The organism is Halorubrum sp. C191, from assembly GCF_002727095.1.
In the GTDB taxonomy this organism is placed as follows: Archaea; Halobacteriota; Halobacteria; order Halobacteriales; family Haloferacaceae; genus Halorubrum; species Halorubrum ezzemoulense.
The window spans coordinates 13,455-28,003 of record NZ_NHNZ01000024.1 but is presented as its reverse complement, the minus strand read 5'-3'; the positions used below and the strand labels follow the sequence as shown (position 1 = coordinate 28,003).

13 protein-coding genes and 1 pseudogene are annotated in these 14,549 nt (G+C 53.6%); 6 read left to right on the top strand and 8 right to left on the bottom strand.

Annotated features, from left to right (window positions below; all coding sequences use genetic code 11):
* The first annotated feature begins 18 nt into the window (after nucleotides 1-18).
* Together Z052_RS19595 and Z052_RS01255 are read left to right on the top strand one after the other, a co-directional pair.
* A complete protein-coding gene (locus tag Z052_RS19595) occupies nucleotides 19-690 on the top strand; it encodes a metallophosphoesterase (RefSeq protein ID WP_321166866.1) in 672 nt (223 codons plus the stop codon).
* Between the two features lie 140 nt (nucleotides 691-830).
* Nucleotides 831-2,474: an ATP-binding protein gene (locus Z052_RS01255; protein ID WP_199058214.1), complete on the top strand. Its 1,644-nt coding sequence runs from the start codon at nucleotides 831-833 to the stop codon at nucleotides 2,472-2,474.
* Nucleotides 2,475-2,485: 11 nt separating this feature from the next.
* On the opposite strand, the gene Z052_RS01250 is transcribed toward Z052_RS01255, so the two are convergent.
* A complete protein-coding gene (locus tag Z052_RS01250) occupies nucleotides 2,486-3,736 on the bottom strand; it encodes an RNA-guided endonuclease TnpB family protein (protein WP_099288609.1) in 1,251 nt (416 codons plus the stop codon).
* Between the two features lie 104 nt (nucleotides 3,737-3,840).
* Here Z052_RS01250 and Z052_RS19590 point away from each other — a divergent pair, with 104 nt between their 5' ends.
* Both Z052_RS19590 and Z052_RS01245 read left to right on the top strand, forming a co-directional pair.
* Nucleotides 3,841-4,341, top strand: a complete 501-nt coding sequence (locus tag Z052_RS19590) for a metallophosphoesterase (protein ID WP_144049956.1) — start codon at nucleotides 3,841-3,843, stop codon at nucleotides 4,339-4,341.
* A 157-nt stretch (nucleotides 4,342-4,498) separates the two neighbouring features.
* Nucleotides 4,499-5,452, top strand: a complete 954-nt coding sequence (locus tag Z052_RS01245) for a bifunctional oligoribonuclease/PAP phosphatase NrnA (RefSeq protein WP_099288607.1) — start codon at nucleotides 4,499-4,501, stop codon at nucleotides 5,450-5,452.
* A gap of 55 nt (nucleotides 5,453-5,507) precedes the next feature.
* Here Z052_RS01245 and Z052_RS01240 read toward each other — a convergent pair.
* A pseudogene (locus Z052_RS01240) lies at nucleotides 5,508-5,612 on the bottom strand (IS5/IS1182 family transposase); the annotation flags it as partial.
* 281 nt (nucleotides 5,613-5,893) lie between these two features.
* Here Z052_RS01240 and Z052_RS01235 point away from each other — a divergent pair.
* A complete protein-coding gene (locus Z052_RS01235; RefSeq protein WP_099288605.1) occupies nucleotides 5,894-6,406 on the top strand; it encodes a hypothetical protein in 513 nt (170 codons plus the stop codon).
* 182 nt (nucleotides 6,407-6,588) lie between these two features.
* Here Z052_RS01235 and Z052_RS01230 read toward each other — a convergent pair whose 3' ends face one another.
* Nucleotides 6,589-7,260, bottom strand: a complete 672-nt coding sequence (locus tag Z052_RS01230; protein ID WP_099288603.1) for a metallophosphoesterase — start codon at nucleotides 7,258-7,260, stop codon at nucleotides 6,589-6,591.
* Between the two features lie 564 nt (nucleotides 7,261-7,824).
* Between Z052_RS01230 and Z052_RS21335 the strand changes: the two genes are divergently transcribed.
* A complete protein-coding gene (locus Z052_RS21335; protein WP_199058212.1) occupies nucleotides 7,825-7,998 on the top strand; it encodes a TRAM domain-containing protein in 174 nt (57 codons plus the stop codon).
* 51 nt (nucleotides 7,999-8,049) lie between these two features.
* On the opposite strand, the gene Z052_RS01225 is transcribed toward Z052_RS21335, so the two are convergent.
* The 5 genes from Z052_RS01225 to Z052_RS01205 form a co-directional block, all read right to left on the bottom strand.
* Nucleotides 8,050-8,880, bottom strand: a complete 831-nt coding sequence (locus Z052_RS01225) for a CAP domain-containing protein (protein ID WP_099288601.1) — start codon at nucleotides 8,878-8,880, stop codon at nucleotides 8,050-8,052.
* Nucleotides 8,881-9,024: 144 nt separating this feature from the next.
* Nucleotides 9,025-10,401, bottom strand: a complete 1,377-nt coding sequence (locus Z052_RS01220; RefSeq protein ID WP_144049955.1) for a hypothetical protein — start codon at nucleotides 10,399-10,401, stop codon at nucleotides 9,025-9,027.
* 115 nt (nucleotides 10,402-10,516) lie between these two features.
* Complete coding sequence (locus tag Z052_RS01215; protein ID WP_099288597.1) at nucleotides 10,517-12,445, bottom strand: protein phosphatase 2C domain-containing protein; 1,929 nt, start codon at nucleotides 12,443-12,445, stop codon at nucleotides 10,517-10,519.
* Between the two features lie 6 nt (nucleotides 12,446-12,451).
* A complete protein-coding gene (locus tag Z052_RS01210; protein WP_099288595.1) occupies nucleotides 12,452-13,150 on the bottom strand; it encodes a VWA domain-containing protein in 699 nt (232 codons plus the stop codon).
* A gap of 143 nt (nucleotides 13,151-13,293) precedes the next feature.
* A complete protein-coding gene (locus Z052_RS01205; RefSeq protein ID WP_144049954.1) occupies nucleotides 13,294-14,478 on the bottom strand; it encodes a protein kinase in 1,185 nt (394 codons plus the stop codon).
* Nucleotides 14,479-14,549: the final 71 nt, after the last annotated feature.

The window sequence follows — 14,549 nt, the reverse complement described above, 5'->3', positions numbered from 1 at the left end:
TTTCGACGTTGAGTATACATTCTTGTTATCAACGGTGACGTAATCGATCGCGGGCCGGCAAACGAAGCGTGTCTCGAGATGATCTGGCGACTTCAAAGCGAGGCCCCACCTGGGCGAGTACGCTATCATCTGGGGAACCACGAGTTAGCGATCTTGCTCCCATCATCTGTCCGATGGCCAGGTGCGTATTCCACCAGTCTTGACGCGACAGATCGGCGTGAGTTCATTGAACGAGCCAGCGAAGGAGCCGTCACAGCCGCCTTTGAGGGGTACCAGTATACCTACAGCCACGCCGGACAGAACGATCCATTCGATGTGGAAGATCTAAACGATGTCGTCCAGACTGCCGCAAGTGAATTGTTGGACGTTGACGGTGACGACAATGCGGTACAGAAGCGGCTCGAGCGACGGTACGACCGTGTGTTCGCACTTGGCGACAACGGCGGTCGGGGTCCTGATGCCGGCCTCTGCTGGATGGACTTCACACACCTCGAGTCGTCGGCCCCACCACAGATTGTCGGCCACACAAAACGCGTTAGCCCCGTCCGAAACGGCAACGTCGTTTGTGGAAACATCATTCGAATGAATCACCACTCACCAGGAGGTGAAGGCGTCCTAATCGAAGGCCCTAGCTCGTTGGAGGTTGTCCGTCGGAAACCCACCGGATCCGTGTCCGTCTCATCGATCTAAACACTCACCGAGCCACTTACCAGCAAATATTTTCCTATCCACGTGTTCGTATCGTACCGCTCAAGTATGCCACCCCGAAGCACATAACTTACCTACGCACGAGAATTTGAGAAATTGTAATGGATTCTGACTCTATTGACATGGAAGACAACAGTTCTGTAGAGAGTGATTATGAAGACAGCGTCACTGCTCAATCTGCTCCGTTTGATTCATTTGACTCCTTTTGTGGCTATACAGACGAAAAACACCAACTCCACAAGACTGTCATTGAGCCGGCGGGCTACGATCGGTATGTAACAACGTCAGTTCTTCTCTTTGGAGATCACGCTGATTGTCAGACAATGACGCTAGCAAAGGGGATAACTGGTGAACTTGGCGGGGAGTATACCTTCTTTCATGTGGATTCTTTCCATGGCGATTTTATGGGTGAAGCGAACAATATTCAGACAACGCTAGACGCTGCACGATCTCGTGAGCCAAGTTGCGTTCTATTGACCTGCCTTGATGAGCATGGATTCGGTGAAGCAGAGTACGAATTGCTTCGGACACAGATCGAGTCTATCCAACAAAATCAGGAACGTGTGATCGTAGTTTGTACGGCACAGGACCAAGATATCGATCTCACAACCCACGATTCGTTATTCGAAGTCGTCATTGAAGTGCCCAAACCTGGAGAGGAGTTTCGCCGTGGGACACTCAACACAGAGCTTGAACGGGCCGAACGGGCGGGAGTGATTGAATCGACACAGCTAGATGAAGAAGCACTCTCTGAACTCGACATATCAGACCTCACGCTTCAGGAACTTCGAACGGTAATAAAACGGACTGTTCAGCGGCGGCGACGTACAAGCGACGAAGTGAAGCCGACAATTACACCATCTCATATTCAAAATTCAATTAGTATTGTTCAAGCTGAGAAACTCGAAGAAGACACAGGGATGGGATTCTTTGGCGAGGATGACACTGATCAGTTTGAACCCGAGATCCCGTCAGTGGCTTTTGACGATATTGGTGGCCTCACAAGCGAAAAACAACGACTTCGAGAGGCGGTCACCAAACCAGTAGAGTATAGCGACACCTTTCGGGAAGCCGGCTACTCAGTCGGGCAAGGCATCTTGTTACATGGACCACCGGGTAACGGCAAAACTATGCTTGCAAAGGCTGTCGCGAACGATTTATCGTATCATTTCCTCTCTGTGAAAGGCCCTGAACTAGAACAACCGCTCGTTGGCGCGTCTGAAGATCAACTGCGTGAGTTATTCCAGACTGCTCGTGAACACGCACCTAGTGTGATCTTCTTTGACGAATTCGACTCGCTGGCGCCGAGCAGGAAGACTGATACGCCAGTCTGGAAAGATGATCTGGTCAACACACTACTCTCTGAACTTGATGGGTTAGAGCCGCTTGCTGATGTCATCGTGATGGCTGCCACGAATCGCGTCGACGAACTTGATAATGCGGTACTTCGTTCAGGACGGTTTGATACGTTTATCGAGATTCCCTCGCCGTCCCTTGAAGAGCAGGTGGAGATATTCGCCGTCCATATTGACGATCTCCCGACTGCTGGGGGCGTTACTACAGAGTGGTTCGGTTCACTCTGCTTGTCGGATCTTTCCGGTGCAGATATCATGGCGATCTGTCGCAAGGCCCTCGAATTTGCCGTCCGTGATTTCGATGCGGGAAGTGCCCAACAACTCGTGGTAACTCGAGCGAATATTCAAGCGGCGCTTGAGCGACTTCGGTCCGAATTCCAAGACACTCGGTGGTCTCGAGGATACCAGTGAACTACCCCACCCTACTCAGCCGCTGGTGCGGCCTCGTTGAGGGTTGGGCTTCCTGTTTCGACGACGCGCTTTGCAGACACCGAAGTGGTGTCCGTAGGGAGCGCAGTCTCCACAGGCGTGTCTTCGGGCCATCCCAGCCCTAGCTCAGCAAAGCCTCTCTGCAAGACGTTCATCGCCGCGTTCACGTCACGGTCACACTCGAACCCACAACTCGGACACGAGTGTTCCCTGACCCAGATGGGTTTCGCTGTCTCCACACTACACTTCGCACACTCTTTCGTCGTTCCCGCTGCTTCGACTTGCACCATGTGTGTCCCGTACAGCTCACCCTTGTATTCAAGCAAGGTGATGAACTGTCGCCACGCCGCAGCCTGCTTGTTGCGAGCGTTGTGCGACTGCTCTAATATCCCCTTCACGTCTAAGTCTTCCACGAACACTGCGTCGTACTCACGGACGAGCCACGTCGTGAGTTTGTGCTGGTAGTCCAGCACTTTCCGCCGAATGCGGCGCTTGACCTTCGCCGCTTCCCGGCGTTGCTTCTCGTAGTTGTTTGACCCGTGCTCTTTCCGTGACAGTTTGCGTTGTTCACGGCACAGACGCTCGTATTCGTCTTCAAGATTGATCCAGTCCACAGTCGCCCCATCCGATGTGTAGATGTAGTTGAGGATGCCGAGGTCAACGCCGACGCTATTGTCTGTGTCGAGCGAGTCCACGTCGGGTTTCTCAGGCAGGTCAGCCTCGTCGGTTTCCAGCCCGAAAGAGACGAACCAGTCGCCGGTCGTCTCCTTTTTCACTGTGACTTCCTTGATAGCTGCTTCGTCAGGGATCTCACGGTGGTAGCGGATTTTGATATCTCCGATTTTGGAGAGCCAGAGCGTCGCGCGTCGGCCACTCGTGTTTTTGAGCTCGAAGCCAGACTGCGAATACGTCATACTCTGGAACTCTCTCGGAGACTTCCAGTTGAGCTTCCCGACCTTGCGTCCGTTTTGCTTCTGCTCGAAGAGTCCAGTGAGATTCTGATAGAACCGAGTGACGGTTCGTTGCAGAGCCTTTGAGTGGACGTCCGAGAAAACAGGGAACTCGTCTTTCCAGTCGGGGAGTCGGGAGTGGTGCTTGTACGCAGAGACGATGTCGTCGGCGTCCACGTTTTCGTACTCGTACAGGGTGTAGTTGTACGCTTGGCGATGAATATCGATATGACGGTCCAGTTCAGCCGCTACCTGTCGTGTCGGATATACAGAGTAGCGGTGACTGTACTCCATCGCTGTCTATTGATTGTCGATATGTTGACTTAGTGGTTTGTATTGGCGTGCGGAGATTCATCACCTCCCTACTCGCTCCCGTGGGTCTGTAAGAAGGAAAGGGCATTCTCGCCTCAATTCTGGTAATTTGGGTTCTCACAATAGACTATCTCATTTCAGATCTTCACCTCAATCACGAAAATATCATCGACTACTGCGATCGACCGTTTGGCTCGGTCGAAGAAATGAACGAGACGCTGGTCGAGCACTGGAATGACAGCATTGACCCAGGTGACGAAGTGCTGTACGGTGGCGATTTGACTATTCGATCCTCAGCTGCGGCTCTACTGGACTGGCTTGATGAACTCAATGGTGAGATCGTTTTCCTCCTCGGAAATCACGACGGTACCGTCTTAGAGGAGTTCGATTCGTCGACGAGTTCCAATTCAAGCACCGTGGAGTTCCGTTCCATGCTGTCCATGACCCAGCGGACGGACCCTCAAATCCCAAGGGATGGCTGCTCTACGGTCACCATCACAATAACTGGCCAGATCAATTCCCCCTCGTCGACCACGACACCCTCCGTGTCAATTTCTCCGTCGAGTTGCTGGACTATCAGCCCCTAAAGACTGACAGGCTGGTCGACTATCTGGCCTGCGGCGAACGATTCTCTGATCGAACCGCCGCTGAACGTGTATTAGAAGCCGATAACTGACCCGACCTCGAATCAGTCTGCAGTATTGAGGCCCCTCTCTTGAACTATCTTGAATCCCATCTTCGCGTATGAATGTCGTTGAAGCTCTCCGCGCTACTAAATCGCCAGTACTAGTCACTCATCGGCACGCCGACCGTGATTCCCTTGGGAGTGCTATCGGATTGCGAGAGCTACTCGGACAAGGAACTATCTGTACCCCTGACGGCGTTGCACGTCCCGCACAGTCGCTGCTCGAGACGTTTGATATCGATCCCGTTACCCGACCAACAAAGGTGGCGCACGACGCCATTGTAGTACTTGACGCGCCATCGGCTGAGCGGATCGCGCCGGTCGATCCCTCGTCACCGATCCTCGTCGATCACCATGAGCCAGATAACTTAGCATCGAGAGCTGCGGCGTCACTCGTTGATACAGACGCTGGGGCGACAGCCGAACTTATCGTCCAACTCGCCGATACCGCTGACTGGGAGTTGTCACCGGAAGCCGCACTCCCGTTGCTCGTCGGACTCCTCGACGATACTGGATTCCTGATGGGGGCGCCCCCTCGAAGCGTCACGGTGGCGGTCGATCTCGTCGGAGCCATAGACGATCGGAGCGCTGATCTACCGCAGTTGCTCGATCGGTCGCGGGCGTCGGGCGAACAGTCTGCTCGAGCACTCGGAACCCTGCGAGCGACTGGCTACCGGGCTGGTGATCTCTTTGTCGCCGTGACTCACGTTGGTGGCTACGAGACAGCCGCCGCACACGCTCTCCGTGATGCCGGAATCGATCTTGTAGTCGTCTGCTCGGAGCAGGCTGACGGACTCCGGGTGACCGCACGGGCCTCAGAGGCATTTGTTGAGCGCCGCAGCCTTGGCGGTGATATCTTACCGACACTGGCCGAGGAGTTCGGTGGCGACGGCGGCGGCCACGCCAGCGCTGGCGTCGCGGAGCTCTCCAAAGCGTCCTTCGATGAGGTTGAGGCGTTCCTGATTGCCCGTCTAGAGTCAGAATTGGGACTCACTTTTACCACGGTGGCATGAGAACAGTCGCCGGACTCGGAGTCGCCGGAGGGGCGCTCGCGGATGATCAGGGTCTTAGAAAATCGAAGGAGAGATGCTCAAAAAGCGCTAGTGTCTCAGTTTCCACGACATCGAAGAACGTCTCTACCGTAGGATTCTCTTGTAGGGTCGCTGGGCTCATACCACCTCACCGTTCACCCTGCTCTCTGGTATGAGAACTGTTCTATGACACCCTCGCCATTGCCAACTACGAACGAGGTGCTAATGTAAGAAAGACATCTGTTGAGATGTGTCAATGATTCTGTACCGCCCTCTTTCGATATAGCTAGTTGTCTTCTTCTACGTATCCGATACTTCTTCGGAGAAAATGTGCTACGCAAGAGTGTTCAATATTATATGCTCAGTTTCACAGGCTGAAAGAGACTAATTTGATAAGGACTCCTGAGTATCTGTTACGTAGAAATGGACGAAACGGAGAAGAATGACGTGGACTATCGGATTGATCCAGAACAGGCACAGAAAGATTTCAAAGACATGATTAGCAGAGAAGATATTGACAACGAAACCGAACTTACCGAGGAGTTTGAACAGCTACTAGCGCGATACCTCGAAATTGAGGACGGTCTCAAGGAAATTGGTGATGTGATGGTTGAAGAGTCCGAAGACGAAACAGTTACAGTTGATATTACTAATAATAATATAATAAGGAAAATGATAAGAAACAATCGAGAAATAGCAGCCGAATCCCTAGAGATCTATGAGGAAATGAATGAACTACTTGCCGAAGTTGGATTAGATTTAGACAGTGACATATTGGGGATGCCGGATTGGGACAGATGGGAGGAAGAACTCGGATCAGAGATCAGGACAATAGGTCTGCGTACTCAATGGGGAGGTATGGTCATTTATAAGCTAAATGAGTTTGAAGAAAGTATAGGTATATTTACAAAACTCAAACGGAAATTCAGCAACTGATTTAGGTGTGCACTTCCTCAGAGAAATTAGTTTTCGGCACATACTTCCTTGCCTCGTGTACGTCACGCTTCCGCTTTAACGCGTAAAATTGACCGATTCGCGTTTGTGGTAGCAGGTATGGAAACCGTCGTATGATACCCTGAAACTACTGGTGACCCGCTCCCACAGCTCTCTTGACACTCCTACGATCCGTTAAGGAGACGTGTCCCGGTTTCTGTGGGTAGTCCACATTCTTCGACACGGCTAATCACGCGGTTGATATCGTATTCCACTCGTCGGAGGTCGACTTCAACAGAAACAGTATCGAGAACCGCATATGCCGCACGCTTGTCACGGTCTCGTGGCTGGCCGACGCTTCCTGGATTGACGATGAGGCGACCATCAATCGTGGCTTTATGCTGAATATGGGTGTGGCCGAGTACGATCCCTGCGTAGTCATCTAGGTAGGGTCGCATCTTTGGGAACTGTGCCGGACGCACATACGACCCGAGCTTGTTCGGATCTGGATGACTGTGTACTAACTGGTACGCTCCCTCCGCGAACTCTGTCCGTTTTGGGAGGTCAGCAAGCCACTCTCGCTGCCCTTCGCTTAACTCTTCTCGGGTGAGTTCGAGCCCAGCGTGCGCCATCTCGTTGTGCTCATAACGATGTGGTGTCTCGACGTTGCGGTCGTGGTTGCCCTGTACGACGAGTGAACTGACGGTTCGGATACGCTCGAGACACTCCCGTGGCCAAGGATTGTATCCGACGACATCGCCCGCACAGATAATCTCATCGACAGACGGCATGTCATCTAGTACCGCTTCAAGGGCTGGCAGGTTCGCGTGGATGTCCGAGATTAAGCCAATGCGCATAGTGGGTATCTCACAGTAGCAGGCTCGTTTGCTAATCCTTCGAGTTCGTCTACTGTATGAAACTCAACGATGGCTCCCATGGAAAAATATGGGGTGGCGTGGGCTCTGAAAAGCACATTCAACATAGTTTCACTAAGTGGAACCCCCATTATTACCAATATCGGCTACTTGTGAGCATGAACACCAACGTCTCACAGCAAGATCGGATTTGATCGGAATGTGTTAACCAACAATTTATCGAATCCATCACTACTGTTGGTTAATAGTCAATTGACCTGTGTTAGAACCATATTCACCCAACGTGAACGGCTGCTAGCTGGAAAATACACTAATGTCAAGATGCTATATTCAGGTCGTGTAGACTACGATGTATCTCTCTTGGACGATTCGAATATTATTTTCTGCGACTGTTGAGCAGCGAGATGGTGCGTACCACATTTCTCTACCCGCCTGTGAGATTGAGACTTATACCCTCCCTGCCGGAGAGACATCTCGTGTTGCGCTCCTCACGTCGACGATATTGCCGGAACGGCAACGGATGTCGAGGATCCGTCAGAGACGGAGTTGACGACCTCTCAGAAGCTAGAACCAGCAGGGCCGCCGGTTGGACCGAGTGACCGACGTGATGTTGAGATCGAGAGTATCGGTGAGCAAGGAGACGGAAGTGCGAAGATCGATCGCAGCTACGTCGTCATCGTTCCGGACACAGAGGTCGGTAGGCGTAACAATGGAGATTAATAACGACCGACGGCCGTCTGGATGCGTTCGGATGTGCCTAATCGAACCTCCTCAGTAGAAATTCTGTGTCGCATACATCGACCCATCCGGGGTGAAATAGATGCCGATACCTTCCTTTGTAAACTGGTCTCTAAGTATATTTTTTCGGTGTCCCGGCGAATTCATCCACTCATCGACAACTAAGTGACCCGCTTCCCTAGCCGATGTCGTCGGGTCGAGTGGAATACAGGCGATGTTCTCCCCACTACTCCGGTCGTCATGTCCGAATGTCCGGTATCTGTCATCGGCGCTGTCACCGTCCGGGGAGGTGTGGTCGAAGAAGTCACGCTCGGCCATATCTCGGCTGTGCTGTAGGGCGATCGCACTCAGATGCTGACTGTACCCTAGGGTACCGATCGAGTGGTCGCTACGCTGTCTGTTCGTCTCCTCGTGGACAAACTGTTCTATCTGCTCAACGTTCGCCGTGGGGCTCAAGTTTACTGGAACAGGCACTGGCTCATATTCGACAGACGCCCCACAGTCGAAACAGGTCCCCTGGGACGCGACGCCCGTGCCGCATTCGCCACACCGCCACTCGCCGCCGACATAGACGATTGGTGCGTCACATTGTCCGTGGTGGCTCCGGGATGCTACCATACCGCAATTGTCACATTCGTAATGACTGACAGAGACCGTCAGACGAGTCGACTTGTCGGCTTCGGAACCCTGTGTATCGAGCTGTGATTCCTGTTCGTCACCTGTTATATCTTCGACCCAGCCGTCCGCATCTTCCGTTTCCTCGTCTTGCTCCGATGTATCGTCAGTTATCTCGTCGATCCAACTAGACGAATCGTCGCTACGAATCTTCGTCGGTGGTGCTACTAAGTCGTATTTTCGAACCATCACTCTGCCCGTGCCCGTCCACCCGCCTCGTTTGCTACCCTGTGACTGACGGCTACATCAGTTCGATACACTAGATCCATCGTACTACTTTGTGGGCTCGAATATTATAACGGAGGGGGTTCGACAGTGTCTCCCACAGGTGAGTCACATCGCTACGAGGAGCGCATAAATGACCATCAAGATGACCAATAATCCACCGATGTAAATCAGAGTCCGTCTCAGCTCCGATGCTACTGTCGCCCCGATCTGCGTGGCTTTCGTTTTTTGCCGCTGGATACTATCTGAAGCAGATGATGCTCGACCCTGGTCACTTTGCATGCTACCTCCCCCATGCCTCTGGCTACGGTGTGTCGTCCCACTCGCACCGCCTGGCGTTTTTGTGGCTGTGGTTGCGTTGGTAGCACTGCCTGACGCCGGCGATCCCTCGGCGCGCAACTCCCTGATGGATTTCTCCGCTTCCTTGTTTTCTTTCTTTCCAGTAGACTGCTGGTTTCGGGTAGTGGTCCCCTCTCGAATAGACTGTCCCGTTCTGGTATCCTCTTCCGTCTCGCTGGAGCCCTCTTTTCCACTGTCCGTCGTCCCACCCTCATCATTTGCGAGCCCGCTTGCCTCCCTGAGTGTGCTAATCCACGTCTGCGGCGTGGGACGGGTTATCGGCTGTGCCTTCCCGGAAACGAAACACTTGCCGAACTGTTCCCTAATTCCCTTAGGCAGCGACTGATAATCCGGTGCCCGGCTGTGTGGCTCCAATTCGCCGGGTTCTGGATTTTCGTACGGGAACTCGTTCCCGTCGATCATATCGTCGAACGATCCGCCTGTGGCTCCCGACCCTTTCGCCTGGAAGGGGTGAAACCCCTCCATCAGTAACTGAAAGATGTGGATACCAAGCCCGAACCGGTCGCTTCGACGGACTTCCGTCAACGTGTTTCCTCGACCCTCAGGCGGCGTGTATCGGGAGAAAAATACCTCGCCGCTGTAGATCTGCTCTGGACCCTTAATGTGGAAGGCGTCGCAGTCGATAAGGGAGACATAGCCACCCTTCTCAATAAGGATGTTCTGGTGATTCATATCACCCATCGCGTGACCCTGTTGGTGGATGGCATTGACCACAATAGCTAGGTTGAGCGCGGTTTTGTATCGCACCTCCGGCTCGCTGTCGTCCCACAACAAATTTTCACGAGCATACCGCTGGGCGTTTTCTTGCTTGTCGAGATCCTTGTACGGCATCTGATAACCCAGGAAATCCCCCGTTCTTGGGTCCTCAATGACGGCTGTCGGCCAGATCATTGACCGTCTGTTCCTGTGTTTGTACGTTGGATCGATGGGCGGACGGGCGATCATCGCCCGTACTTTGTCGGCCTTCTCGTCACACTTCTCCCGCTCAAATATCTTCACCACCTCTGACGGCGTGTCCTGTAGATGGTACACAGTCCCCTCCCCACCTGTACCAATCTGTTCTCCGACTCGTTCCTCACCGGATGGTCCGCGAACGACTTCGTCCTTGAGATTTTCTGTATTCATCTTTCTTGGGCGACGACTGTTTTAGTCTGCCACAATGAGCAGGCGGGTATTATCTCCTCTGGGACACGGACTGGGTCGACTGAGCCTCTACATCCCTCCGGCAGCTGTCGACGATTCAGCGAGGATCGTCTATTACCGCCTCCAGCGTCTCGACCCACTCTCGCGCCGTCGGCCGGAGCCGTGGGTGGGTTTTGCCTTCGACGAAGCAGCGTTCGAACTGCAGACGGAGCTCTGACGGTAGATTAACGTATTTCGGCGCCCCGCTCGGTGGTTCCATCACCTCTGAATGTGATTCACGATAGGGGAATGGATTCTCGCGAATCAACGTCTCGAAGCCGCCGTCAATCGCCGCGGACCCTCGTGCCTGATAGGGATGTGTTCCCTCCATCAGAAACTGAAAGATATGGATACTGAGACTGAATCGATCCGCACGCTGGACAGATGTCAAATCCGTATCTATGTCCTCTGGCGGGGCGTATCGGGGCGACGGAAGTGTCCCATCGTATGTCTCCCCGCCCAGATCAACGTGATACGCGTCACAGCCAGTCAAAAATACCCTATTCCCGTCGATAAAGACGTGTTCGTGGTGGAGATCTCCGACAGCGTGTCCCTGCTGGTGGAGATGGTTGACTGCCGTCGCCAAGCCGAGTGCCGATTCATACGGTTCTCTCTCCTCGCGCCCGTCGTCGAAGCCGACGGCCGCTAGGATACCGCCGAGTAAGCTGTCAGTCGAGTCGTCTTCCCGTCGATCGGCCCGTGCGTGTTCTAGCGCGTTCCTACGGTCGTTTCCTGGAAACGACGTTCGATATCCTAGGACTGCGTTTCCACCAGCCCCGGTTTCGATCACCTCCTCTGGCCACGCTAACGTCGGTTCGTTCGTTTCTAGCGTGTTTGATGCCATCGACCGAATCTTTACACCGACTTGCTCTCGGTGCGCCGGCGGGAGAATTTTCACCGCATCTATGTCGGTCTCTCCCCCCTTGATGCGATAGAGACAGCCCTCCTCGTCTTTGACGACTGTCTTGCCTAGAGTGACTTGTCCGGATTCCGTTGTGACTGTTTTCCCCCCGAAGTCCTCTGCGGACCGCGATGCGTGCCCGTCGTCGCCGGCGGACACGGGTTCGGTTTCGTCGTCTGTCGATGCCTCTTCAGCGTCGTTGTCGGGTGTAGATTCAGTATTGTTTTCAGTCGGTGCTTCTTCAATATCGTCGGCTGTCTCTCCTTCGGCCTCCCCATTTCGGTCTGATTCGGCGGCACCCGTCTCGGAGCTACGGGGAAGGGATCCGACGGCTAGCGTCTTGTCGTCTCCGGAGTATTTGCGGTGATGTTCGTTGTCTAGGTACTCGTAAATCTGCTCGGTCGTCTTTTCTAGGTCCGTAGAGGACCGGACGAGGTCGAATATTTGGTCGAAGAAATCGTCTTTGACCGATTCCAACCCATCCCAAGTGAACTCGTCGATGCCGTCGGAGAAGATAGCGACCTCGTCACAGTCCGGTTCGTATCCGAATCGATAGCTTTCTTCCCACTCGTCGTGTAGGAGTGGGACTGTTACGTTCGAATACTCAGTGTCGACGACTTTCATTTCTCGGGGCACGAGAAGTTCATTTTCGCCGCCGATACGACCTACGATGCCGCCATCCCCAACTACGGCTGATGCGACCCCGGACGGGCCAGCTGCGACGACAAGCAGCGTTGTATTGAGTTCCGTGGCCGGCTCATTGATATCGTCTGCCCGCTGGAAGACGGCATTTCTTGCCCCAGTTACCGCTTCCTGTAACGCTTCTCGACTCGCCTCTCGCTCGATACGCTCGACTCCGGAGACGTATGCTTCGAGTCGCTCCACTGCGACTTGCGTGGCGAGTTTTGACCCCTTGTGGGAGAGGGATGCGCTCCCGAGACCGTCACCGACGGCGACGACGAATCGCTCGTCGGAGAGCCGACTCCCGTCCCATGCGTCCTGACAGGGCTTGTCATTTTTCTCATGTTTCGGCCCTTTGACGGCACAGCCGACTAATCTCCCCATCTCGGAGCTCTCGTCGTACATCTACGCTCAGCTACTATCCGCGTTGACTTGCGGTGATATCTCCTCGTCTCCCGGTTCAGACTGCTTCTGGAGGCTATTGGAGGCAATTCGGAAGACTTCCATAAACTTCCCCTCCTCCAGTTCGATTGCGTCTTCGTCGGTCACCGAAACCAACTCGTTGAGTACGTCCATATTCGCTTCGTCGCCGATGCCCATCGCGAAGAAGAGGAAGTGACTCTCGTCGGTTCCCTGCTCAAGCATATCTTGGACGCGGTTCCACGTCTGATCGCCTTCATCCATATCGGTCGGCCCCCCGTCGGTGAGAAGCCAGATGATCGGTCGATTATAGCTGATTCCGTTATTTCGGTACTCCTCTTTACGCTCCTCGTCAAGTTTCACCGCTGTCTCAATTGCCTCCCCCATCGGAGTCCCACCGCCCGCATCTAGTTTCGGCGGGTCCCAATCTTCAAACGTCGTGAAATCTTGTTCGACGGTTACGTCGCCGCCAAACGTCGCCAGCGCGATGTCAACGCGTGTTTTCGCGTGGTCGTGTTCAGCGATTTCGTCTTTGAAGAACTCTAGTCCCTCGTTCAACTGATCTATCCTCGACTCTCCGTTCGTTTCATGGGTCATCGAGTAGGAGGTGTCTAAGATCAGTACGGTGGGCGTCCGTTCGAGCGTCGGATCAACTGGACCGAGACCGTCTTCCTCTTCTTCTGCACTCATAACTCATCAGAAGTGATTCGAGTGTGTCAACTTTAATCCACCGAGCATAATAAATATGACATGAAGAACGACAGGCAGCACATGATTAACTCATAGCCGCCGAATAACGCTACTATAGTTTCCTCCGCATTGATTCGGCGCCATTATCCACTTCGAAATATATCGTCGACATCGTCGTCCTCGGTACTCACGGTAGTCGTCGATTCGTCATCAGTGCTACTCCCATCGCTTTCGTTTCCGGAGTAGAATATATCATCAACAGCCTCAGAATTGTCGTCAGTGTCGCTTTCATCGTCTCCGCGACCATTACCACCACTTCCGGAGCCAGTGTCAGTCACACCCCCCCCATTCCCGGAACGGAATATGTTTCCGACATCGTCGGTCTCGTCGCCGGTCGTCTTCGAGAGACCGGTGACCTCTTCGAGCCTGTCAGTCCAATCCTTGGCCGACGGTCGCCAACCCTGCTTCTTCCCGCCCGCACCGAAACACTTCGAGAACAGATCCCTAATTTCGGGCGAAAGTTTCTGGTAGTCCGGTGCCATACTGTGCGGCTCCAGCTTTCCAGGTTCGGGATTCCCGTAGGGGAACTCGTTTCCGTCGATCATGTCGCCGAGCGATCCGCTCTCGGCCTCAGATCCTTGAGCCTGATATGGATGGAAGCCCTCCATCAGCAGCTGGAAAATATGGACACCAAGACCGAATCGGTCGCTTTTGCGTACCCTTGACAGCGTTTTTCCTCGTCCCTCTGGTGGCGTGTAGCGTGGGAAGACAGTGTCATCCGGGTACACTCTCTCCTTGCCCTTAATGTGGAAGGCGTCACAGTCGATCAGAGAGACAAAGCCACCCTCCTCGATAAGGATGTTCTGGTGATTTAAGTCGCCAAGTGCGTGATTTTGCTGATGAATCGCTTTGAACATCCGCGCCAGATTGAGCGCAGTCCGGTAGCGCTCGTCAGGACTGCTGGAGTCCCACTTCAGGTTTTCTCGCGCGTAGCGTTGGGCATTTTTTTGCTGATCGAGGTTTTTATGCGGCATTAGATAGCCGAGGAACTCACCAGTCCTTGGATCCTCAGCTACTGCGGTTGGCCAGACGATGGATCGCTTGTTCTGATGGCGATACGATGGGTCGGTAGGTGGCCGGGCGATCATCGCCCGCACCTTGTCAGCCTTATCATCGCGTATCTCTGGTTTGAATAATTTCACCACCTCCGATGACGCGTTCTCGACACGGTGAACCGCGCCTTCAGCACCCGATCCCAGTGCTTCCCCTAGTGTTTTCTCGTCCGACCCCACACTAACCCGCTTTCCTTCATAGTCGTGTTCGCTCATGTACACTCGTGAATCGATTTTGTATTCGCCAGTCGAGCATAGGCTTCATTCCTTCCCAATGGTTTAACACT